Origin of the sequence: Deinococcus multiflagellatus (assembly GCF_020166415.1) — a bacterium.
Lineage (GTDB): Bacteria > Deinococcota > Deinococci > Deinococcales > Deinococcaceae > Deinococcus > Deinococcus multiflagellatus.
In genome coordinates this window covers 21324-41571 of the sequence record NZ_JAIQXV010000008.1, presented here as the reverse complement: position 1 = coordinate 41571, position 20248 = coordinate 21324, and the positions used below count along the sequence as shown (strand labels likewise).

General features: G+C 69.8%; 22 protein-coding genes. 14 read left to right on the top strand and 8 right to left on the bottom strand.

Annotation, left to right across the window (positions count from 1 at the left end; translation table 11 throughout):
- Positions 1 to 76: 76 nt before the first annotated feature.
- Positions 77 to 1771, top strand: coding sequence for a dynamin family protein (locus tag K7W41_RS11305; protein WP_224608239.1), 1695 nt, complete (start codon positions 77 to 79; stop codon positions 1769 to 1771).
- A 264-nt stretch (positions 1772 to 2035) separates the two neighbouring features.
- Here the strand turns inward: K7W41_RS11305 and K7W41_RS11300 are convergent, their stop codons facing one another.
- Entirely contained in the window at positions 2036 to 2764 is a 729-nt protein-coding gene (locus tag K7W41_RS11300; protein ID WP_224608237.1) for an IclR family transcriptional regulator, read from the bottom strand.
- A gap of 141 nt (positions 2765 to 2905) precedes the next feature.
- On the opposite strand from K7W41_RS11300, the gene K7W41_RS11295 reads away from it, so the two are divergent.
- Positions 2906 to 3313: a c-type cytochrome gene (locus K7W41_RS11295; RefSeq protein ID WP_224608234.1), complete on the top strand. Its 408-nt coding sequence runs from the start codon at positions 2906 to 2908 to the stop codon at positions 3311 to 3313.
- Here the strand turns inward: K7W41_RS11295 and K7W41_RS11290 are convergent.
- Genes K7W41_RS11290 through K7W41_RS11280 form a run of 3 tightly spaced genes read right to left on the bottom strand, consistent with a single transcriptional unit; the run spans position 3296 to position 5583 of the window.
- A complete protein-coding gene (locus K7W41_RS11290) occupies positions 3296 to 4330 on the bottom strand; it encodes a M42 family metallopeptidase (RefSeq protein ID WP_224608231.1) in 1035 nt (344 codons plus the stop codon). The two genes, K7W41_RS11295 and K7W41_RS11290, sit on opposite strands and share 18 nt — an antisense overlap.
- A 13-nt stretch (positions 4331 to 4343) precedes the next feature.
- Positions 4344 to 4754 carry a cysteine hydrolase family protein gene (locus K7W41_RS11285; RefSeq protein ID WP_224608228.1) on the bottom strand — a complete coding sequence of 137 codons (411 nt, stop codon included), beginning with the start codon at positions 4752 to 4754 and terminating at the stop codon, positions 4344 to 4346.
- 37 nt (positions 4755 to 4791) lie between these two features.
- Entirely contained in the window at positions 4792 to 5583 is a 792-nt protein-coding gene (locus tag K7W41_RS11280; RefSeq protein ID WP_224608225.1) for an enoyl-ACP reductase FabI, read from the bottom strand.
- 153 nt (positions 5584 to 5736) lie between these two features.
- Here K7W41_RS11280 and pgeF point away from each other — a divergent pair, with 153 nt between their 5' ends.
- The 5 genes from pgeF (at position 5737) to K7W41_RS11255 (ending at position 12341) form a co-directional block, all read left to right on the top strand.
- A complete protein-coding gene (gene pgeF / locus K7W41_RS11275; protein WP_224608222.1) occupies positions 5737 to 6507 on the top strand; it encodes a peptidoglycan editing factor PgeF in 771 nt (256 codons plus the stop codon).
- On the top strand, positions 6504 to 7010 hold the full coding sequence (locus tag K7W41_RS11270) for a YqeG family HAD IIIA-type phosphatase (RefSeq protein WP_224608219.1): 507 nt from the start codon (positions 6504 to 6506) through the stop codon (positions 7008 to 7010). The genes pgeF and K7W41_RS11270 overlap by 4 nt, the downstream gene beginning before the upstream one ends.
- Before the next feature lie 24 nt (positions 7011 to 7034).
- On the top strand, positions 7035 to 9713 hold the full coding sequence (locus tag K7W41_RS11265) for an ATPase, T2SS/T4P/T4SS family (protein WP_224608217.1): 2679 nt from the start codon (positions 7035 to 7037) through the stop codon (positions 9711 to 9713).
- A gap of 51 nt (positions 9714 to 9764) precedes the next feature.
- Complete coding sequence (locus tag K7W41_RS11260) at positions 9765 to 11009, top strand: type IV pilus twitching motility protein PilT (protein WP_224608215.1); 1245 nt, start codon at positions 9765 to 9767, stop codon at positions 11007 to 11009.
- 426 nt (positions 11010 to 11435) lie between these two features.
- Positions 11436 to 12341, top strand: coding sequence for an acyltransferase (locus K7W41_RS11255; protein ID WP_224608213.1), 906 nt, complete (start codon positions 11436 to 11438; stop codon positions 12339 to 12341).
- Between the two features lie 65 nt (positions 12342 to 12406).
- On the opposite strand, the gene K7W41_RS11250 is transcribed toward K7W41_RS11255, so the two are convergent.
- Complete coding sequence (locus K7W41_RS11250; protein ID WP_224608210.1) at positions 12407 to 13087, bottom strand: metal-dependent hydrolase; 681 nt, start codon at positions 13085 to 13087, stop codon at positions 12407 to 12409.
- A 198-nt stretch (positions 13088 to 13285) separates the two neighbouring features.
- On the opposite strand from K7W41_RS11250, the gene cdaA reads away from it, so the two are divergent.
- From cdaA to rsfS, 5 genes are all read left to right on the top strand, one after another.
- Entirely contained in the window at positions 13286 to 14077 is a 792-nt protein-coding gene (gene cdaA, locus K7W41_RS11245) for a diadenylate cyclase CdaA (RefSeq protein ID WP_224608589.1), read from the top strand.
- A complete protein-coding gene (locus tag K7W41_RS11240; protein WP_224608207.1) occupies positions 14074 to 15048 on the top strand; it encodes a CdaR family protein in 975 nt (324 codons plus the stop codon). The genes cdaA and K7W41_RS11240 overlap by 4 nt, the downstream gene beginning before the upstream one ends.
- A gap of 293 nt (positions 15049 to 15341) precedes the next feature.
- On the top strand, positions 15342 to 15899 hold the full coding sequence (gene yqeK, locus K7W41_RS11235; RefSeq protein ID WP_221090567.1) for a bis(5'-nucleosyl)-tetraphosphatase (symmetrical) YqeK: 558 nt from the start codon (positions 15342 to 15344) through the stop codon (positions 15897 to 15899).
- Positions 15896 to 17131 (top strand): LCP family protein, encoded by a 1236-nt coding sequence (locus K7W41_RS11230; protein ID WP_224608204.1) that lies wholly within the window; start codon positions 15896 to 15898, stop codon positions 17129 to 17131. The genes yqeK and K7W41_RS11230 overlap by 4 nt, the downstream gene beginning before the upstream one ends.
- A 120-nt stretch (positions 17132 to 17251) precedes the next feature.
- A complete protein-coding gene (gene rsfS / locus K7W41_RS11225; RefSeq protein WP_221090478.1) occupies positions 17252 to 17617 on the top strand; it encodes a ribosome silencing factor in 366 nt (121 codons plus the stop codon).
- 208 nt (positions 17618 to 17825) lie between these two features.
- On the opposite strand, the gene K7W41_RS11220 is transcribed toward rsfS, so the two are convergent.
- The 3 genes from K7W41_RS11220 to K7W41_RS11210 are packed head-to-tail and all read right to left on the bottom strand — an operon-like array spanning position 17826 to position 19268.
- Positions 17826 to 18449 carry a histidine phosphatase family protein gene (locus K7W41_RS11220; RefSeq protein WP_224608201.1) on the bottom strand — a complete coding sequence of 208 codons (624 nt, stop codon included), beginning with the start codon at positions 18447 to 18449 and terminating at the stop codon, positions 17826 to 17828.
- 56 nt (positions 18450 to 18505) lie between these two features.
- On the bottom strand, positions 18506 to 19009 hold the full coding sequence (locus K7W41_RS11215; RefSeq protein WP_224608198.1) for a DUF3809 domain-containing protein: 504 nt from the start codon (positions 19007 to 19009) through the stop codon (positions 18506 to 18508).
- A 10-nt stretch (positions 19010 to 19019) separates the two neighbouring features.
- Positions 19020 to 19268, bottom strand: coding sequence for a DUF3248 domain-containing protein (locus K7W41_RS11210; RefSeq protein ID WP_221090475.1), 249 nt, complete (start codon positions 19266 to 19268; stop codon positions 19020 to 19022).
- 90 nt (positions 19269 to 19358) lie between these two features.
- Between K7W41_RS11210 and K7W41_RS11205 the strand changes: the two genes are divergently transcribed.
- Both K7W41_RS11205 and K7W41_RS11200 read left to right on the top strand, forming a co-directional pair.
- Positions 19359 to 19619, top strand: a complete 261-nt coding sequence (locus tag K7W41_RS11205) for a hypothetical protein (protein WP_224608195.1) — start codon at positions 19359 to 19361, stop codon at positions 19617 to 19619.
- Positions 19620 to 19688: 69 nt separating this feature from the next.
- Positions 19689 to 20243: an RsmD family RNA methyltransferase gene (locus K7W41_RS11200; RefSeq protein ID WP_224608192.1), complete on the top strand. Its 555-nt coding sequence runs from the start codon at positions 19689 to 19691 to the stop codon at positions 20241 to 20243.
- Positions 20244 to 20248: the final 5 nt, after the last annotated feature.

The following is a 20248-nucleotide window of genomic DNA, read 5'->3' as shown; positions in this document are numbered from 1 at the left end:
GGGGAGGGGCCGCAGCGGCCAACAGGCAACAGTTCATCAAGGCCGCTGCCTGGCCCAGGCAGGTAGGCTGGGCGGCATGCTGGTGTCCGGTTCTGTGCACACCCTGCTGGCGCGCGAAAGGCAGCTGCTGGCGGACCTTCAGGCCTTTGTGGAGAGCCAGGGGGCTCCTGAAGACGTGGTCGCGCACGCGCGGCAGGCCCTGCGCGCGCTGGATGAAACCTTCCTACTGGTGGTGGTTGGCGAATTCAACGCGGGCAAGAGTTCCTTCGTCAACGCCCTGCTGGGCGCGGCGGTCTTGCCAGAAGGGGTCACCCCCACCACTGACCGCATTTACGTGCTGGTCCACGGCGAGAAACCCGGGCAGATGGAACCCACCGCCGACCCCTTCGTGAGCCGCCTGACCCATCCGCTGCCCAGCCTAGAAGGCGTGGCCCTGGTGGACACGCCGGGCACGAACGCCATCATTCGCCAGCACCAGACGCTAACAGAGGGCTTCTTGCCCCGGGCGGATCTGCTGCTGTTTCTCACCAGTGCCGACCGCCCCTTCACCGAGTCCGAACGGCAGTTTTTAAGCCTCGCGGCGCGCTGGGGGCGGCAGGTGATCATGGTGGTCAACAAGGCCGACCTGCTTGAAACCCCGGAGCAGAAGGCGCAGGTGCGCGAGTTCGTGGAAACCGGCGCGCGGGGCGTGCTGGGCCTGACCCCGCCCGTGCTGCTGGTGAGCGCCCGAGCCGAGCAGCGCGGCGGCGACGTGGGCTTCCACGCCCTGCGCGAGGTGCTGCGCGTACGCCTCTCCGACACCGAGCGCACCCGCCTGAAGCTGCAAAGCCCCCTGGGCACCGCCGCCGCGCTGCTGTCTGGCGAAGAGACGCGCGCCGAGGCGGCCCGGCGCACCCTGGAGGGGGACCTCGCGGTGCTGCGCGACCTGGAAGCCCAGCAGGTCACCCACCGCGAGGGCATGCTGGGCGAACTGGACGGGCAACTGAACCGGGTCGCGCGCCTGCTCAGCGAGTTCGAGGTGCGCGCCGACCGCTTTATTGACGACCGCCTGCGCTTTTCCAACCTGCGCGGGCTGCTGAACAGCCGCGAACTGGAAGACGCCTTCCGGCGCGAGGCGGTGGCCGATCTGCCCGAAGCCATTGACCGGCAGTTCGGCACCATGATTGACCGCTTCGTGGAGGCCAACCTGCATTTCTGGGAGGACGTGCAGGCCTTTCTGATTCGCCGCCAGCCCAGCGCCGAGGTGGCCCGCACCCGCTTTTCCTATGACCGGGGCGCGCTGCTTGAAGGCATTGCGGGCAGCGCGCGCGAGCACCTGGAAACCACCACCGAGCAACACCTCGCCCGCGAACTGGCGCGCGACGCCGAGGACGCGATGAAGGGGGTGATTGGCGGCTTGGCCGGCGGGGTGGGCCTGGGCGCGGGCGTGGGGGCCCTGATCGGGGCCTCGGCGCTGGACTTTACGGGGGGCATTCTGGCGGGGCTGACCCTGGGCAGCCTGGGGCTGTTCGTGCTGCCCAACAAACGCATTCAGGCCCACCGGCAACTGCGTGCCCGGGTGGCCGACCTGCGCGAGGCCCTGGAGCGGATTGTGCGCCGGGAATACGAACGCGAACAGGAGCGGGCCGACACCCGGCTGCGCGACGCGGTCAGCCCCTACACCCGCTTTACCGCGCAGGAGCAGACACGCCTGCAGGCCGCCCGCGACCGTGCAGCGGCGCTGCGCACAGAGCTCGAAGCCCTGCAGAACGAGGTCAAGGCCCTGGGCTGAGCCGGTGAGCGAGCAAGTAGGTCTGCTTCCCTCTTGCCCGCTCATCCACAGAAAGGCTTCAGACCCTCTTTAAGCGCGGCAAGATGAGAACATCGTCGTCTGGGACGATAGGAGCGCTCACCCGCTTCGGCTGCGCAGCACTGCGAAGCGCCCGCAAGGAGGCTCATCCAGCGCGTTCCTCGGGCCACCTACACGGACGGTTACAACTCTCCGAACCTTGAGCAGATGAGGCAGATCCTCTTCTGCCGCCTCTGCCCGCCCAGCTTACGGCAGCGCTTCGGCTTCGCGGACGATACTCAGCACGCGTTCACGGATGTGGCGCTCCTCGCGCAGGTAGCGCTGGGCACTCATCTGCACGCCGATGGCGGCCACCACACTCTCGCCGTGGGGATCGCCGGGATGCGAGAGGGCGTGGTACGGCACCCCCAGCGTGCACTGGCCGGGCACCCATTCTTCAATGGAATAGGCGTAGCCCAAGCGGCGCACCTTGGCGACCTCGGTGCGCCACTCATCCAGCGAGGTAATCGAACTGGGCGTGCAGGCGGCAAACGTGCGCGGCGTAATGTCGGCGTGGGCGTACAGAATCTTGCCGCTGGCGGTGGCCGTGGCGGGCAGATAGACGTCCAGGGGCAGGTCAATGTCGGCGTCGGGGTGGCGCTCGCGGATGGCGGCCACGATCTCCTCGCCTTCCAGAATGCACAGGAAGGCCACCGAGCGCACCTCCAGCGCCAGCCGGGTGATCAGGGCGCGGGCTTCTGGGAACCAGGGCAGGGCGGCGGTCAGCTGGGCGCCCATCTCGGCCAGATGCCACGACAGGCGGTATTTGCCCGCCGGGGTGCGGCGCAGGAAACCCGCTTCGGTCAGGCCCGCCAGATAGGCGTGGGCGGTGGCGCGGGGCACGCTCAGGTGCGCGGCCAGCGCCCGCACGCCCCATTCCGGTTGCTCGGCGCTGAAGGCCCCCAGGATGTTCGCCGCTTTCTGTAACGACAGCACTCGTCCAGCTTACAGGGACGAGGGGGGAAAGTATATGGGCAGTGGGCAGTGGGCAGTGAAACTGCCTAACGCGGGGCCGGGGGCCTGTCAAGTGCCGGTTGCGCAGGTTGGTTCTGGTTTTGCCGCGCTAGAGTCAGCGCTGTGCGCCGACGTGCCCTTCTTGTTCTGCCGCTGCTGACGGGGCTGTGTGCGGCGCTGGCTGCTGCGCCTGCTGCGGCGCCCGCCCCAGACGCCCGCGCGGCGCAGCACCTTCGGGGGGAGACGCTGTATCTGCTGGCCTGCGCGATGTGCCACGGAGACCGCCTGGAAGGAACGCCCGGCGGCCCGGCCCTGAGCGGTGAGGGCTTTGAGGCGGGTTTTGGCACCTTGCCGCCCCGGGCGCTGCACGACCTGATCCGCGACCTGATGCCCGAGGGGGCACGCGGCACCCTAACCCCGCAGGAGGTGCTGGACGTGACCGCGTACCTGCTGGCCGAAAACAGCTTCGTCCTGCCCCAGGAGGCGCTGGGGGCGGCGGAGCTGGACCAGCTTTTACGCCGGACGCCCTGAGCGCAGATAGGACAGCATCAGTTCCCCCGTGGCGCGCAGGGCGTCGGTGTGGGTGCGTTCGTAGGCGTGGCTGGCGTCCACGCCGGGGCCAATCAGGGCCACCGGGTAGTCGCCCCCCGCGCGCCACGCGGCCGTGCCGTCGGAGGCGTAGTAAGGGTAGATGTCCACCCGCAGGTCCAGCCCGGCGCGTGCCGCTGCGGCCCGCAGGCGCCCGCCCAGCGCGTGATCATAGGGCCCCCCGGCATCGGCCACGCACAGGGTCACATGGTGTTCGCTGCTCGTCTGGCCCTCGCCCACGGCCGCCATGTCCACGGCGATCAGTTCGTCGGTGTGGGGCGGAATGCCGGTGGCGGCGCCGTGGCCCACCTCTTCATAGGTGGTGATGTGAAAGGCCGCCGTCACCGGCGCCGGGTGGGCCAGCAGGTCCCGGGTCACGCCCACGAACACCGCCACCGCCGCCTTGTTGTCCAGATGGCGGGCCTTGATATACCCGGCCGGGGTCACGCGGGGCCGGGCATCGAAGCTCACGAAATCGCCCACGGCGGCGCCCAGGGCCCGGACATCGGCGGCACTGAACACCCGCTCGTCCAGGCGCACCTCCATCACGGCGGCCTCGCGCTTTAACTCGCGCAGGGCGGCGCCGTGGACGTGGGTGCTCTGGCGCACGTTGACCACGGTGCCGGTCAGCTCGCGGCCGTCCTGGGTGTGCACCCGCACGTCCTCGCCTTCCACGGTGGCCCAGTCGTAACCGCCCAGGGCCCACAGCCGCAGGCGCCCGGACGGCTTGATCTCCTTGACCATGGCGCCCAGCGTGTCCACATGGCCGCTGAAGGTGACGTGGCCCTCGCCCGTCCCCGGCACCTCCCAGGTCAGCGCGCCCTTGCGGGTGCGGGCGGGGGTCACGCCCAGGGCGCGCAGTTCGGTGTCCAGCAGGGCCACGGCCTGCTCGGTAAAGCCCGTGGGGCTGGGGGTGGCAAGCAGCCGCACCAGCAGGTCCAGCGTGTGGTTCAGGTTCATGGGGTCTCCCAATTCATAGTGGCTTCAGGGGCGCCACCACAAAGCCCTGGGTCTGGGCACCGGCCACGGTGGCGGTCCATTCGGGGGTGTCCGGCAGGCCCAGGGGATGCAGGGTCTGCACCGCGCGGGTGTGCAGGGCGGCGCCCAGGTCCGAAGCCGCAAAGGCGTTGGGCGTTCCGGCGCGCACCAGCAGGTCGCCGTGTTCCACCCGGAAATCCGGGTGCAGGGTCCAGGGTTTGGAGAGCGTGGTCCAGTCGGCCCCGGGGGGCGCGTCCCACTGCACCACGGCCACCAGCCAGCCCTGGGCCCGCGCGGCCAGGGTCTGGTGGGCCCAGGCGCGGGCCAGGGCGCGCTCGTCGGCCCGGCCGTCCAGAAAGGCGCGCTGGGCGTGCAGCAGCAGCAGGGCGTGTGGGGTCAGCGGCATGGGCCGCAGCATAGCGGGGCCGGGGGGGCGCCCCCCGTCAGTTCTGCTCCAGTTTCATGCTCATGATGCTGGCGCCCGCGTCCACGTACACCGTCTGGCCGGTCACGCCGCTGCCCAGGTCCGACAGCAGGAACAGGGCCAGCTTGCCCACCTCTTCGGGGGTGGCGTTGCGGCCCAGAGGCGCGCTGGCGGCGGCTTTTTCGTACATGGTGCCAAAGCCCGGAATAGAGCGCGCCGCAATGGTGCGCATGGGCCCGGCGCTGATGGTGTTCACGCGCACGCCGCCGCCGCCCATCTCGGCGGCGAGGTAACGGGTGGCGGCTTCCAGGGCGGCCTTGGCCACGCCCATGACGTTGTACTTGGGCACCACCTGCTGCGAGGCGTGGTAGGTAAGGCTGATGATGCTCGCGCCGGGGCGCAGCAGCCCTTCGGCGTGGCGGGCGGTAGAAACCAGCGTGTAGGCGCTGACGTTCAGGGCCGTGTTCCAGTCTTCGGGGGTGGTGTCCAGAAAGCGGCCGTCCATCGCCGTGCGCGGCGCAAAGGCGATGGAATGTACGAGGTAATCCAGGTGCCCGAATTCCTCTTTGACCCGGGCGAACAGGACGCCCAGATCCTCGTCTACCGTGGCGTCGGCCTGCTGGCTCCACACGCCCTCCCGGCCGGCCAGCAGCTTGTCGAGTTCGCCCTTCAGGCGCTCGCCCTGGTAGGAGAAGCCCACCCGGCAGCCCGCAGCGAGCAGCTGCTCGGCAATGGCCCAACCCAGGCTGCGCGCGTTGGCCACGCCCATCACCAGGGCCGTTTTGTCGGAGAGATCAATCTGGACCGTCATGCGGGGGACTGTAGCAGCCCCCGGGGGCGGCGCGCTGAAGCGGGTGCAAAAGGGCACCTGGGCGGGGCGTGCCCTTCGCCGTCCCTCCTCCCGCTGGCCCCCGCATTCGCCTTCACCCACCCCCCCACCCCCCCCGTCAGAATCTGGTGAGACATGACGCGGGATACTGAACGCCTGATGCTTCTTCACGCGCCGCACCTCACTGCGCCGCATGCGTTCAGTACGCGTGCTGGGGGCGTGTCGCGCCCGCCCTACGCCGGCCTGAACCTGGATGACCGCGAGGACGACCCTGCCCATGTGGCCGAAAATCGCTCGCGCCTGTGTGCGGCGCTGGGCTTTGAACCGGCGCAGGTGGCCCGCCTGACGCAGGTCCACGGCGTGGAGGTGGTCCACGCCCGCAGCGGCGGCCACTGGACCGGCGACGCGCTGGTGACCGACCGCCCCGGGGTCCTGCTGGCCATCGGCACCGCCGACTGCTACCCGCTGCTGCTGGAAGACCCGGAGGCCGGGGTGCTGGGCGCGGCCCACGCGGGCTGGAAGGGCACCCTGGGCGGCATTGCGGCGCGCACGGTGGCCGCCATGACCGCGCTGGGCGCCCGCCCGGAGCGCCTGCGCGCCGCCGTAGGCCCCGGCATCGGCGCCGCCGCCTACCCGGTGGGCGAGGGCGTGGCCGCTGACTTTGAGGCGGCGGGCCTGGGCGGAGCCGTGACGCGCCGGGCCGGCACCCCCCACCTGGACCTCGCCTGGGCGAACGGCGAGGTGCTGCGTCAAGCTGGCGTGCCGGAGGCCAACCTCTGGGTCAGTGGCCGCTGCTCCACCGAGGCCGACTTTTACTCCTACCGCCGCGACGCGGGGCGCACTGGCCGCATGTGGGCTGTGATCGGCCAGCCGGAGCCGCAGCCGGCCCTGGGAGGCCAGGCATGAGCATGCTGCGCCCCCAGGACGTGATTGATCACGTCACCGAGATCACCCCCGAGTTCCTGGCCCGGCGGGGCCTGCGCGGGCTGCTGCTGGACCTGGACAACACCCTGGTGCCGTACGGCAGCTACGAGAAAGACGGGGCCGACAGGGTTATGCGCTGGGCGCGCGACCTGAAACTGGCCGGCATCCGGCTGTACCTGCTGAGCAACGCCACGGGCAGCCGCGCTGGCTACTGGCTGGAGCACCTGGGCTTTCAGGGGGTGGGGCTGGCCGGCAAACCCAATCCCCGCGCCTTTCGCCGCGCCATCGGCGCCCTAAACCTGCGGCCCGAGCAGGTGGGCATGGTGGGCGATCAGGTGTTTACCGACGTGCTGGGCGGCAACCTCAGCGGCATGCACACCATTCTGGTGCGGCCCCTGGTCAGCAATTCCCTACCGCATACCCGCGTGGCCAGACGGCTGGAACGCGCGGTGCTCAAACGCTACGGCCACGACTGGCGGCCCTGACGGCGCCATAAGGAGAGATGAACAATGGCACTTTCTATCGGTGACCGGCGCCTGGGCGCCATCCTGCTGGAGCAGGGGTATGTCAACGACTCGGACCTGCAAAAGGCCCTGGTGCGCCACGCCGAGGTGGGTGGGCGCCTGGCCGACATCCTGATTGACTCGGGGCTGGTGGGCGAAAAGCGCATTGCCCGCGCCATTGAAGAAGCGCTGGGGATTCCGCTGGTGAACCTGCTGGTGGTCACGCCGGACCCGGCGGCCCTGAGCGCCGTGCGCGCCCAGACGGCGCTGAACGTCCAGGCCTTTCCCTTTGCCCTGGACAACGGCACCCTGCGCGTGGCGATTGTGGACCCGCTGTCCAGCTACGCCATTGAGGCGCTGGAGGACGACAGCGGCCTGAACATTGAGCCGTATCAGGCCCTGCGCGACCAGATCATGTGGGCCATTGCCACCAACTACCCCGAACTGAACCTGTCGGCCGATCTGCCCGCCGACGCCGAGGGCGGCAGTGGCGGCGGCATGATGGGCCAGCGCCTGATTGCGCGCGGCCTGATCACCGACGCCCAGCTGCAGATGGCCCTGGACGCCCAGCAGCAGACCGGCGAGCCGCTGGGGGCCACCCTGATTGCCCAGAAGGCCATCACCGAAGACCAGCTGTACGAGGTGCTGGCCGAGCAGGCCGGCACCGTGTTCCTGCGCAACCCCCGCGACTTCCAGCCCAGCGAGGACGTGCTGGGGGCCATGCTGCGCGCCGACGCCCTGCGCCTGACCGCCGTGCCGGTAGACGAGACCGACACCGGCGTGACCGTGGTGACGAGTGACCCGCGCAAGCGCGACGACCTCGAAGCCCTGATTGGCCGGCCCGTGAACCTGATTCTGGCCAAGCCGGCAGACGTGGAACTGCTGATTGAGCGCTTTTACCCGCAGCGCGGGCGCCTGGGCGAGCAGATGGTGCAGCAGGGCACGCTGTCACGCGCGCAGCTGCGCGAGGCCCTGCAGGTGCAGGCCAGAGAGGGCCGCGTCAAGGCGCTGGGCGAGGTGATCGTGGAGCTGGGCTTTGCGGGCGCCGACGAGATTGACAACGCCCTGCAAAAGCAGAACGCCGGAGGCGGGCGCCTGGAAGACACCCTGGTGCAGTCCGGCAAGCTGAGCCCGGAAATGCTGGCGCGCTCACTGGCCGCGCAGCTGGGCTACGAGTTCCTGGACCCGGTCCAGAACCCACCCGACGCCAAGGTGGCCCTGATGATCCCCGAAGCCACCGCGCGGCGCTACGGCGTGGTGCCCATCCGGCTGCAGGGCGAGTCGCTGGTGATCGCCATGAAAGACCCGCGCAACGTGTTTGCGCTGGACGACCTGAAGCTGATCACGGGGCGCGAGATCGTGCCGGCCGTGATGGCGGAAAAGGACATCATCCGCCTGATCGAGCGCTACTTCGGCAACAAGGACATGGCCGACCTGAACCAGAAACTGGTGCAGGAGAGCAACAAGCGCGAGAAAGAGAGCAAGCGCGCCGACGACGTGGACATCTCGGCGGGCCTGGACGACAACGCGGTGGTGCGCGTGGTGGACAACATCATCCGCGAGGCGGCGCTGCAGGAAGCCAGTGACATTCACATCGAGCCCACCGAATCGGCCCTGCGCGTGCGCTACCGCGTGGACGGCGTGCTGCGCGAGCAGAACGCGCTGCCCAAGGGCAGTGCCCAGAGCATCCTGGCGCGCATCAAGATTCTGGGCAGCCTGGACATCAGTGAGCGCCGCGTGCCCCAGGACGGCCGCATCCGATTCAAGAAGGGCTCTATTGACCTGGACCTGCGCCTCAGCACCCTGCCCACCGTGTACGGGGAAAAGGCCGTGATGCGTCTGCTACAAAAGGCCAGCAACATTCCCGAGGTCGAGCAGCTGGGCTTTTCCGAGCACAATTACCAGCGCTACCTGGACACCATTCACAAGCCCAACGGCATCTTCCTGGTCACGGGGCCCACGGGGTCGGGGAAATCCTTTACCTCGTTTTCCACCCTCAAGCGCATCGCGGTGCCCGAGAAGAACACCACCACCATTGAAGACCCGGTGGAATACGAGATTCCCGGCATCATCCAGTCGCAGGTGAACCCGGTGGCGGGCATGACCTTTGCCCGCGCGCTGCGCGCCTTCTTGCGCCAGGACCCCGACATCATCTTCGTGGGGGAAATCCGTGACGCCGAAACGGCCAAGATCGCCGTGGAAGCCGCCCTGACCGGCCACCTCGTGCTGGCCACGCTGCACACCAACGACGCCCCGGGCGCCATCGTGCGCCTGGAAGAAATGGGCGTGGAGCATTTCAACATCGGCGCGGCGGTGGTGGGCGTGGTGGCCCAGCGCCTCGTGCGCAAGGTCTGCAACGACTGCAAGGCCCCCACCAACGCCGACCCCGACGTGCTGCGCCGCCTCGGGATCACCGAGCGCGACCTCAAAGGCGCCCAGCTGATGCGCGGCGCCGGCTGCAACCGCTGCGGCGGCACCGGCTACAAGGGCCGCATGGGCATCCACGAACTGATGGTGATTGACGAGCCCCTGCGCGTGGCCATTGGCGCGGGCAAGAACGCCACCGAAATCACCGAGGTCGCCATCAACCAAAGCGGCATGAAAACGCTGCGCCAGGACGGCATCGAAAAGGCCCTGGCCGGCATTACCACCCTCGAAGAAGTGCTGGCGGTGACCAGCAAGTAAGCCCGAGCCCCCCTGCGCCCGCCCCCTCTCCCTGCCCCGAGGTAGCCTCCCATGACCCAGCCCGCCGACATCACCGATATTCTGCGTTTCGCCGCCGACAAGGGCGCGTCCGACGTGATCATCACCGTTGGGCTCTCGCCGCAGTTCAAGCTGCAGGGGGTGTACGACGCCCAGGGCTTTTCCGAACTGGGCCCCACCGACACCCGCAAGCTGATGTACTCCATGATGAACGAAAAGCAGCAGCGCACCTTTGAAGAGCGGCGCGAACTGGACTTCTCGTTTGCCCTGGGGGAAAAGGCGCGCTTCCGCGTGAACGCCTTTATGCAGCGCGGCAACGTGGGCGGCGTGCTGCGCCTGATTCCCACCAAGATCAAGAGCGCCCAGGAAATGGGGCTGCCGCAAAGCGTGGTGGACATCTCGAACGCCCCGCGCGGGCTGGTGCTGGTGACCGGGCCCACGGGTTCGGGCAAGTCCACGACCCTGGCGGCCATGATTGACCACATCAACACCACCAAGCGGCTGCACATCATGACCATCGAAGACCCCATCGAGTTCATGCACACGCACAAGCAGTCCATCATCAACCAACGCGAGGTGGGCGCCGACACCATGAGCTTCAACGACGCCCTGCGCGCCGTGCTGCGTCAGGCCCCCGACGTGATTCTGGTGGGCGAAATGCGTGACTACGAGACGATCAAGGCCGCCGTGACCGCCGCCGAAACCGGGCACCTCGTGATGGGCACGCTGCACACGAACAGCGCGCCGGAATCCATTGACCGTATCGTGGACGTGTTCCCCGAAGAGCAGCAGGAGCAGATTCGCGTGCAGCTGGCAAACAACCTCGTGGCGGTCATGACCCAGCAGCTGCTGCCGCGTCTGGACGGCCAGGGCCGCATCCTGGCCTATGAACTCCTGATCGCCAACCCCGCCGTGCGCGCGCTGATCCGCGAGGGCAAGACCTTCCAGATCACCAGCGTCATGCAGACCGGGGCGCGCGAGGGCATGGTCACCATGGACGCCTTTCTGGCCAACCTGTACCGCCGCCGCGTGATTTCGTTTGACACTGGCGTGGAGCGCGCAGTGGACGCCAAGGAGTTTGCCCGGCTGGCGAATGACCCCACGATTGGGCAGGCGGGCGGCGCGGCCAGCATGCCCGCCGGCTACGGCAGCGCGCCCGTGCAGGGCTTTGGCGCCACCGCCCCCACCCAGAGCACCGGGCGCGGCGACGCGGGCCGGGGCGACGCCCGCAGCACCAGCACGCCAGAAATGGGCGGCGGCGGCTACGGCCGGCGGTAAGCCCCCACAGCAGCGGGCGCGGCCTTCCCTTCATAGGTGAGGGCCGCGCCCTGCGTTGTGCCCCCGGGCCCCCCTGACCGTCAGACGGGACTTCTCTGATAGCGGCAACCACATAACCTGAAGGTGAACCCTTGAGGTCATGTGGAACGAGCGGCGCGAGTCACCGCGACAACCAGTTGTTGGCGTGGCGTTGAGGGGGGTGCTGTCCTCCCCTGGGCGGAACGGGAGACCACTGTGATGCCAAAACAGAGTGGGCATGCTTTCCCATCGCCGTCGTTCCGTGTGTTCTCGCCTCCGCGCCTGCGCTGCCGCTCTGCGAGTCCGCTCGCTCCTCGCCTTCGGCTCCCCTGAGCGCCGCACCACTCGTCTGGACTTCCCCCGGCACGCCACCACTTTGTTTTTCACTGCAGGGAGTAGAGTGGGCAGGTGACGTGGCTCAAGCCAGTGGAAATCGGACCGGACGCGCAGGCGACGTTCGGTGAATTCGTGCGCGACCTGGACGCGCGTCTCTCGGACCCGGCCACCGACCGGTATGACCTGACCCGCGACATTCTGGCGCAAACGATGTATGGCCGCTCTTACGCGCAGCTGTGCGCCGACGCCCCGCTGGCCGCCCTGAACCTGGACGCGCGCAACATCACCTTCGAGGCCGAATACTACATGGCCACCGACGCCGAGCAGTTTGCCCGGGTCAAGCCCCTGCTGTGGCTGTGGAAATCGCTGGACCAGACCCCGGTGGGCCAGAACCCCGTGCTGGGCATTCCGATTCGCCGGGCGCTGGCGGGCCACATCTTCAAGCGGGTGGGGCGCAACTTCAAATGCTGGCAGAACGTGGAATTCAGCGTGGGCTACAACATGGAGGTGGGCCACGATGTGGTCGTTCACCGCCATGTGCTGCTGGACGACATTGGCGGCATTGAGCTGCACGATGGCGCCTCGGTCAGCGACTACGTGAACATTTACAGCCACACCCACAGCGTGCTGGACGGCCCCGACGTGACCCTGCGCAAGACGGTGATCGGCCGGGGCGCACGCATCACCTACCACTCCACGGTGCTGGCGGGCAGCGTGGTCAGCGACGACGCCATGCTGGCCACGCACGCCCTGCTGCGCGGCGACATTCCGCCGCACGGCATTGCGATGGGCCTGCCCGCACGCACCACCCGCCTCAAGCTGCGCCCCCCCACCGAAGTCCATGTGGACGCCCGGGTGTGGCCGCACGACGCGGGCCGCAAGGCCAACCCCGAATTCCCCGATCCCACCCCCAACCAGACCCGGGTGCCCGGAGAAGCCGATGTGGACGTCCGGCAGCCGGTGGGCCGCGAGGGGTAGGCAGGAAGAACGGGGGAGGCAACTTGGCTGCCTCCCCCAACCTCTTCGTGCCCTTATTGGTGCCCTTACAACTCGGTGTCTTCGCCCGGTGCCAACACCCGCACCTCGGCGCCGCGTGCCTGCCCCTCGCGGGCGAACACGGCCGGGTCGCCCCTCAGCACCGGAAAGGTGCCGTAGTGCATGGGAACGGCCACCCGGGGGCGCAGCAGTTCCAGGGCGCGCGCCGCTTCTTCCGGTCCCATCGTGAAATGGTCGCCAATGGGCAGCAGCGCGGCGTCCAGTTCGCGGTCGCCAATCAGGCGCATGTCGGAAAAGAGGCTGGTGTCACCGGCAAAGTAGACGCGCTGCCCGCCCAGTTCGATCACCAGCCCGGTGGGCATCCCGCCGTAGGTGCCGTCTGGAAAGGAGGAACTGTGCCACGCCGGGGTCAGGTACACGCTGCCCCAGTCGGCGCGGTAGGTGCCGCCAATGTTCATGGCGACCGCGTTGGCAGCGCCGTGTTTCATGGCGTACCCCCCAATTTCAGCGGTGGCGATCAGCGGCACCCCTCCCTTGGCAAAGGCCAGGGCGTCGCCCCAGTGGTCGCCGTGCGCGTGGCTGATCAGCACGGCGCTGGGCTTCAGGGCCAGGGCCTCTTCCACACTCAGGCTGGCCTGGGGGTTGCCGCTCAGGAAGGGGTCCAGCAGCAGACGGTGCTCGGGGGTTTCCAGCAAAAAGGCGCTGTGGCCAAGAAAGCGAATCTTCATGGGTGACCTCCTGTGGCCGTCATTTCAGCATGAAGCCGGGGGCGGGAGACCTTGAGCAAGTCTCCATGAGGGCGCGCATACGGCCCGCAGCCCTCCGGTGCCCCCGGCCCGGCCCCGCTTCAGGCCGTATAGTGGGCGCGCAAACGCCCGGCCTTTTTCCGCCCCCCTTTGTCCTGAAAGGAGCGCCCCCTTCCGTTGCTGTCCACCCCGCTTGGTCAGGTAAGTGTCCGGGACATCCTGGACATCGCCCTGGTTGCGTTTCTGATCTACCAGGGGTATCTGCTGGTGGCGGGCACGCGGGCGGTGAACGTGGTGCGCGGCATTCTGGTGTTCGCCGGGGTGTGGGTGGCGGCGCAACTGCTGAACCTCACCACCCTGGGCTACCTGCTGGGGCGGGCGGGCACGGTGGGCATCTTCGCCCTGATCGTGCTGTTTCAGCCCGAACTGCGCGCGGCCCTGGAACGGGTGGGCCGCCCCCGGGGCGCCGGGGCCGGGGCCGGCGGCGCGGCGCTGCAGGACCTCGCGCGCGCCATGGAGCGCCTTGCCGAGCGCAAAACCGGCGCCCTGATCGCCATTGAGCGCCGCACCCCGCTGGGCGAGTACGCCGCCACCGGGGTGCCGCTGGACGCCCTGGTGAGCGTGCCGTTTCTGGAAGCCCTGTTCGCCCGCAACGCCCCGCTGCACGACGGCGGTGTGATCGTGCAGGGTTCGCGCGTCATTGCGGCTGGCTGCCTGTTTCCGCTGCAGAGCAGCGACGGCACCTACCGCCGCTACGGCACCCGCCACCGCGCCGCCATTGGCCTGTCGGAACTCACCGACGCCGTGGTGCTGGTGGTCAGCGAGGAACGCGGCAGCATGCGACTTGCGCTGGGCGGGCGCCTGGGCCCGGACCTGAACGGCACCGAACTGCGCGAGCAGCTGCGCGCACTGGTCTACGACCGCTTGCCCGACCTGGAGGGCGCTGCCCCCACAGCCCCGGAGGCCCGGTGAGCGCGCCCCGGCTGGCCCGGCTGCGGCGCTGGCTCAGCCCGCGCTACGCCTGGGCGCGCTTTACCCACAACCTGGGGCCCAAGCTGCTGGCGCTGGGCGTGTCGCTGACCCTGTGGTTCGTGGCCACCGCCGACCGCCGCGCCAACGTGACCCAGGGCTTTGACGTGCCGGTCACCGTGCGCGACACCACCGGCAGCGGCGAGGAAAAGCGCGCCACCAGCAACCTCAGCCCAGCCTCGGTGCGGGTGATTCTCTCCGGGCGCCCGGAGCGCCTGCGCGAACTGGACCCGGGCAGTGTGGAGGCCGTGGTGGACGTGACCGGGATTCCCGAGGGCAGCTTCACCCAGCCCGTAACCGTGACCCCACCCACCGGCACAGCCGTGCAGCGCCTGACCCCCACCCGGGTGCAGGGCTTCGTGGACACCCAGGTGCAGCGCACCCTGCCGGTGACCCTCAGCGTGACCTCGCCCCCCGAATCCAGCGTGCCGCGCTACGTGGTCTCCCCCACCGAGGCCAGCGTGACCGGCGCCGGGCGCGTGCTGGGCGCGGTAGCCCGGCTGGTCACCAGTCCGGCAGCGCTGGCGGCGGGCGGCGAGCAGGAGGTGGCCCTGATCGCCCTGGACCGCAGCGGACGGCCCGTGTCTGGGGTCACGGTGCGGCCCTCCACCGTCACGGTGCGCCGCCTGGACACCGGCGAGTTGCCGGTTAAGACCGTGCCGGTGGTGCTGAACACCCCGCCGCGCACCCTGCGCGTGGTGGCGGTCAGCCTGCAGCCCAGCACCGTGCGCGTGGTGGCGGCCCCCGAACTGCTCGCGCGCCTGCGCGAGGTTTCGGGCACCGTGACCTACCGCGCCGGCACCTACACCGTGCCCGTGCGGCTCTCGGTGCCGGCCGGCGCCCAGGCCCTGGAAACGGTGAGCGTGCGCCTGACGGTCGAAGCCCGCCCCGCCCCCACCCCCCCCGCACCGTGAAGCGCGGCGCACCTGCCGCCAGGGGGCTTCAAGCCCCGCCGCTGAAGGCCGAGTTGGGCGGAAAAAACGCTGTTTCTGCTGCCTCTGTACAGCCCAACCCATCCATCCTCTGTTCCCACTTCCTGACGGTGTTCATCAGAAAGTGACCCGGTGGTCAACCCGGCAGGGCCCGCGCGGTGTACAGTCTTGCCCATGATGTGGGGAAGCGGCCACAGACCTTCGTGATCGCCCAGCTTCTCGTACCCCGCCCCGGTGTGGCGGCGTGGACCGGCTGGGAAGAGCGCGTGCGCCTGATGGTCAGGCCACGGCGCTACGAACATGTGCTGCGCGTGGCCGAACTGGCCGCGCAGATTGCCCGTGCCAACGGCCTGGACGACATGCGCGCCTACGCGGCGGGCATCCTGCACGACATCGCCCGTGACCTGCCCGACGGCGAACTGCTGCGCCTCGCCCCCCCCGAGTGCGAGATTGACGCCGCCCACCCGCTGGCGCTGCATGGCCGCGCGGCCCGCACCCTGCTGGAGCGCTGGGGTTACCAGGACCGGGTGGTGCTGGAAGCCGTGGAAGACCACACCACCGGCCCGCGCGGCGGCAACCCGGTGTCGGCCTGCGTGTACATCGCGGACGTTTCTGAACCCGGGCGCGGCGTGAACCATGACATCCGCGAACTGGCGCTGCGGGACCTGGGCGCGGCCCTGGAACGGGCCATCGTCTCGAAGGTGACCTACCTGCAGGGGCGCGGCATTCAGGTGCACCCGCGCACCCTGCAGGCCTACCACGCGCTGCCCTGCGTGGCCCAGGCCGGCGCGGCCCCCGATTCGCCCCCACCCGCCCTGCGCCTGGATTCGTGACGCCGCCCCTCACCCCACCGCGCCTGGCCGGGCTGCGCGCGCTGCAGGCCTTTGGCCTGACCCTCTCTACCCTGTCGCTGGCGGCCTTTGCGCTGCTCAGTGGGGCCGGGCCGGTGTCAGCGGCGCCGGTGGCCGGCGGGCAGGCCCCGCACTTCACGGTGCTGATCGCCGGGCGCGACATCGTGTACTGCTACTACCAGCAGCCCTGCAAGAACCAGGACCAGCGCACCGGGCTGGTGCAGCCCCCCAACACCGACACCGTGATGCTGGTGAAGGTGGACGGCGCCCAAGTGCGGGTGCTGAACATTCCGCGCGACACCAACGTGGGCCCCTTTGACCGCTTTAAGTCCGTGGCCCAGCAGAAGGTGAACAGCCAGTATTTCGCGGGTGGCCCCGAGGCCCTCACGCGCGCGGTGGAAACCATTACCGGCGAGCGGGTGGACTCGTACGTGATCGTGCGCACCGACTACGTGGCGCGGGTGATTGACGCCCTGGGCGGCCTGGACGTGACGGTGCCCGAAGGCGGCATTGAGTGGGTGGACAAGGCAGCGGGCGTGAACCTGAAGCTGGCCCCCGGCCCCCACCACCTGCAGGGCGAGGAGGCCGTGCTGTTTCTGCGCGTGCGCAAGGGCTTTGGGGACGACTACGGCCGCATTGACCACCAGAAGCAGGCCCTGACCCAGCTGGCCGCGCGCCTGAAATCCCCGCAGGGCCTCGCGGCGCTGCCCACCATTCTGGGCGGCATTGGCAACGGGGTGGAAACCAACGCCGACCCCAATCTGCTGGCCGCGCTGCGCCCCTACCTGGGCCGCCTGAAGCTGAGCTTTGCCACCCTGCCCACCGATGAAATTCGCGGCACCTTCAACCTCGCGGTCAACCGCGAGCGGCTCGCGGCGCTGTGGAACGACGCCCCGCCGGCCCAGGACCAGCCGGGCGCCCGCGTGCAGGTGGTGGACGCCAGCGGGGCCGCGCTGGGCGAGCCGCTGGCCCGCGCCCTGCGCGCGCTGGGGTTTCCCAACGTGACCGTTACCCCCGCCCCCGAAAGCAACGAGGCCAGCCAGGTCTTTACCGGCGAGGCGGTGCAGGACGCCAACCTGCTGGCCGAGGCCCTGAACCTGCCCCGCTTGCAGGGCGAGCGCTTTCCGGTGTCGGCGGGCGAGGTGGGGGTGTTCCTGGGCCAGGACGCCCGCACCGCCCTGGCCGCCCTCGCGGGCCTGCAGGCTGCGCCCTAGGGCCCGCCCGCCCTGGCCACCCGGGAGCCGCTCAGCGAAGCCTCAAGGCGGGGCCCGCCCCCCGGCCTGTACACTGACCCGTTAAGCACGCCCTATCCTCTTTCTTTCCCTGGAGACCCCATGACCCAAGACCCCACCATTCAGCACCAACTGCGCGCCATTGTGGACGCCGCCCGCGAACGCCGCGCCGAAGACGTCGTGGTGCTGGACCTGACCGATGTCAGCAGCACCCTGGAATACTTCGTGATCTGCACCGCCACGGCGGGACTGCAGCTCAACGCCGTGCAGGAGAACATCCGCGAAAAGGCCCAGGCCGCCGGCCTGCCCCGCCCCAGCGTGGAAGGCCCCAGCGAGCGCTGGCTGCTGCTGGCCTTTGGCGGCAGCGTGGTCGTGCACATCATGACCAAGGACGCCCGCGAGTACTACGACCTTGAAGGCCTGTGGAGCGACGCCCGCGTGCTGGACTTCCCCGAAATTCACGCCTGAACCCGGAGTGAAGGCTGTCCGCCGCCCCAGTCTGGAGGCGGCGGTTTTTTCATACCCTCAGTCGACTTCCGGCGTACTCTGGCCCACGCGACGGACAACCGCGTCTTTTGGAACAGGAAGGCGTGCAAAGCTGCGGGAGAAGGCTCCGGTCCGGGAAGTGGCGCTGACGTGCCAGTTGGGCTGGTTTAGCAGCGAATGGCACGCCGTCTCAACCGGCGCCCACCGGCAGGCGCTCCAGATGGGCGGCGCAGGCCAGCGGTTCGCACTGCACGGCCCCGGCTGCCCAGCGCAGGCTGCTGAGGGCCGTGTTGTGGTGCATTCCACGGCGCTCCGCCCAGGCGTCCCCGAAATCCCAGCCCAGCCACTCGCACAGCAACGCGGTGATCACCACGCCATGCGTGACCACCACGGCGTGGTCGGTGGGCTGCAGCCCCAGCCCGGCCAGGGCCGCGCCCACCCGGCGCGTCAGGTCCGCCACCGATTCGCCCTGGGGCGCGGCCACCTGCGGCCACTGCCGGAAGCGGGCCGCGTCCTGCGCTTCAATCTCTGCGAAGGTCAGCCCCTCCCAGGCACCGATATGAATTTCGCGCAGTTCGGCGCGCGGTTGCAGGGGCAGGCCCAGCGCCCCGGCGAGCGGCGCGGCCGTCTGCAGCGCCCGGCCCAGGTCGCTGCTCAGCAGGTGGGTGGGGCGCACGGGGTGGGCCGCCAGCCGCCGTGCCAGTGCCGCCGCCTGGGCCCGCCCCAGGTCGTTCAGGGGGATATCCGCCCAGCCCTGAAAGCGGCCAGCGGCGTTGTGGGCCGTCTGGCCGTGCCTTACCAGGGTGATCAGCATGGGCGGGGGCTCCAGGGGCGCGCTGGGGGGGCGAAGGTCATGCCCCGAAGATAGGGTCAGGGCCGCGCTGGGGGCGCCGCACCTGCGGCCAAATCATCGGCGGCGGCCTGGGCCAGTGCGGCGGGCAATTCGCGCGCCACCCGTTCCAGAGTGCGCCCCGCCGCCGCCCGCACCATCTTTTCAAAGGCGGCGCCGCCCCAGCCCTGGGCGTCCGGGGTCTGCAGGTGGGCGCGGAACTGAAAGGCAAACTGCACCTCGGCGCCCTGCACCTGCGCCTGCCCGGCCACCTCCACCCAGGCCCGCTCGTGCGCCACAGGCTGCGGGCACAGGTCGGCCCCGGCCGGGGTGAGCTGAAGGGCGCTGGAAAACGGCAGGTCCACGTTGCCCAGGCCCGGCAGCGGCACCACCAGTTCGCCGCGCACCTCGCCGGCCCCGGCCTGCAGCCCCCGCAGAAAGCGCACATGGGCCAGGGTCCGCGCCGGGTCACGCACAAAGGCCAGCGCCGCCTCGTGGGGACCTGGCCAGGGCACGGCAAAGGCCTGCGCCGCTTCGACGATCAAGCGGCCCGCCTCACTCCACCCACTCGATCACCACGCGGTTTTCCGCCAGGGCGGCCTGCAGTTCGGCGTCGGCGGCGCTGCGCAGCCGGGGCAGGTGGGCAAAGCGCGGCGTGGCTGAAGCGAAGCCCAGGCGCACCACCACGTCGTCGCTGGCCTCGTCCTTGCCCATGCGCCACACCAGCTGCCCGCCCAGCGCTTCCAGCGCCCGCGCCAGTTCGGGCGGGATGGGGGCCGGGGTGCCCGGTGGGTCGGCGGTCATGCGGCCATTGTACGCGCCCTGCCGCGCGGCGGGCCCCGCTGTGGGGGCTTCTCATGACGGGACCCCCCGCTGTGTGCGAAGCAGGGAGACATGACCCCTGCCCCGCTGCGCTGGCGCCACCTGGAAACCCAGGTGGGCCTGGACCATCTGCCCGCCTTTCACCGCGCGTTTCTGACATGGCGCGGCGTGGAGGGTGCGGCTGCCATGCCGCTGCGCCGCGTGCAGCAGCGTGTGGAAGCCGAACTGAACCGCATGGTGCAGGCCGGGCAGGCCGGGCGCGACGGCGACGACTGGACCCTGGCCCCGGATGCCCTGGCCGGCTTCGACGCCGCCCGCCCCTTTCTGGGCTGAGCACCGGTTCCAGGCGGGCTGGCAGCGGCCCCGGGACCCCCGTATCCTGGGGGCTGTGAGGACGTTTTCTTGAGTCTGCGCATTCTGGGCGGCACTGCCAAGGGCCGCGCGCTGCAGGTGCCGGACAGCGCCCGGCCCAGCGGCGCGCGGGTGCGCAAGAGCCTGTTTGACCTGCTCGCCGCGCGCGCGCCGGGCGGCACCTTTCTGGACCTGCACGGCGGCAGCGGCGCCATTGGCCTGGAGGCCGCCAGCCGGGGCTACGCGGTGACGCTGGTGGAAAAGGACGCCCGCGCAGTGAAGGCCCTGGAAGCCAACGCCCGCGCCCTGGCCCTGCGCGCCCGGATTCTCCGGGGCGACGCCCTGGGCCTGCTGCCCCGCCTGGGCCGCTTTGACATCGTGTTCAGTGACCCGCCCTACGAGGCCGACATTCCGGCCCTGACCCTGAAACTGCTGACGAGCGACGTGGTGGCCAGCGGCGGCCTGCTGGTGTGCCAGCACCCGGACCGCCTGGGCCTGCCCGCGCACCCGGGCTACGTGCAGGAGGTGCGCGAGTACGGCAGCAACACCCTGACCCTGTACGAGCGCCGGCCGGAAGAACCGGAGGAGGCACCTGAGGAGGCCTAAGCGGG

Bases quoted from the DNA above. Each gene is read 5' to 3' on its own strand.
- rsfS (WP_221090478.1), top strand. From the start codon at position 17,252: ATGACCCAAGACCCCACCATTCAGCACCAACTGCGCGCCATTGTGGAC.
- K7W41_RS11305 (WP_224608239.1), top strand. From the start codon at position 77: ATGCTGGTGTCCGGTTCTGTGCACACCCTGCTGGCGCGCGAAAGGCAG.
- K7W41_RS11210 (WP_221090475.1), bottom strand. From the start codon at position 19,268: ATGACCGCCGACCCACCGGGCACCCCGGCCCCCATCCCGCCCGAACTG.
- K7W41_RS11220 (WP_224608201.1), bottom strand. From the start codon at position 18,449: ATGCTGATCACCCTGGTAAGGCACGGCCAGACGGCCCACAACGCCGCT.
- K7W41_RS11265 (WP_224608217.1), top strand. From the start codon at position 7,035: ATGGCACTTTCTATCGGTGACCGGCGCCTGGGCGCCATCCTGCTGGAG.
- K7W41_RS11250 (WP_224608210.1), bottom strand. From the start codon at position 13,087: ATGAAGATTCGCTTTCTTGGCCACAGCGCCTTTTTGCTGGAAACCCCC.
- K7W41_RS11290 (WP_224608231.1), bottom strand. From the start codon at position 4,330: ATGAACCTGAACCACACGCTGGACCTGCTGGTGCGGCTGCTTGCCACC.
- yqeK (WP_221090567.1), top strand. From the start codon at position 15,342: ATGGTCAGGCCACGGCGCTACGAACATGTGCTGCGCGTGGCCGAACTG.
- pgeF (WP_224608222.1), top strand. From the start codon at position 5,737: ATGACGCGGGATACTGAACGCCTGATGCTTCTTCACGCGCCGCACCTC.
- K7W41_RS11270 (WP_224608219.1), top strand. From the start codon at position 6,504: ATGAGCATGCTGCGCCCCCAGGACGTGATTGATCACGTCACCGAGATC.
- K7W41_RS11280 (WP_224608225.1), bottom strand. From the start codon at position 5,583: ATGACGGTCCAGATTGATCTCTCCGACAAAACGGCCCTGGTGATGGGC.
- K7W41_RS11260 (WP_224608215.1), top strand. From the start codon at position 9,765: ATGACCCAGCCCGCCGACATCACCGATATTCTGCGTTTCGCCGCCGAC.
- K7W41_RS11205 (WP_224608195.1), top strand. From the start codon at position 19,359: ATGACCCCTGCCCCGCTGCGCTGGCGCCACCTGGAAACCCAGGTGGGC.
- K7W41_RS11285 (WP_224608228.1), bottom strand. From the start codon at position 4,754: ATGCCGCTGACCCCACACGCCCTGCTGCTGCTGCACGCCCAGCGCGCC.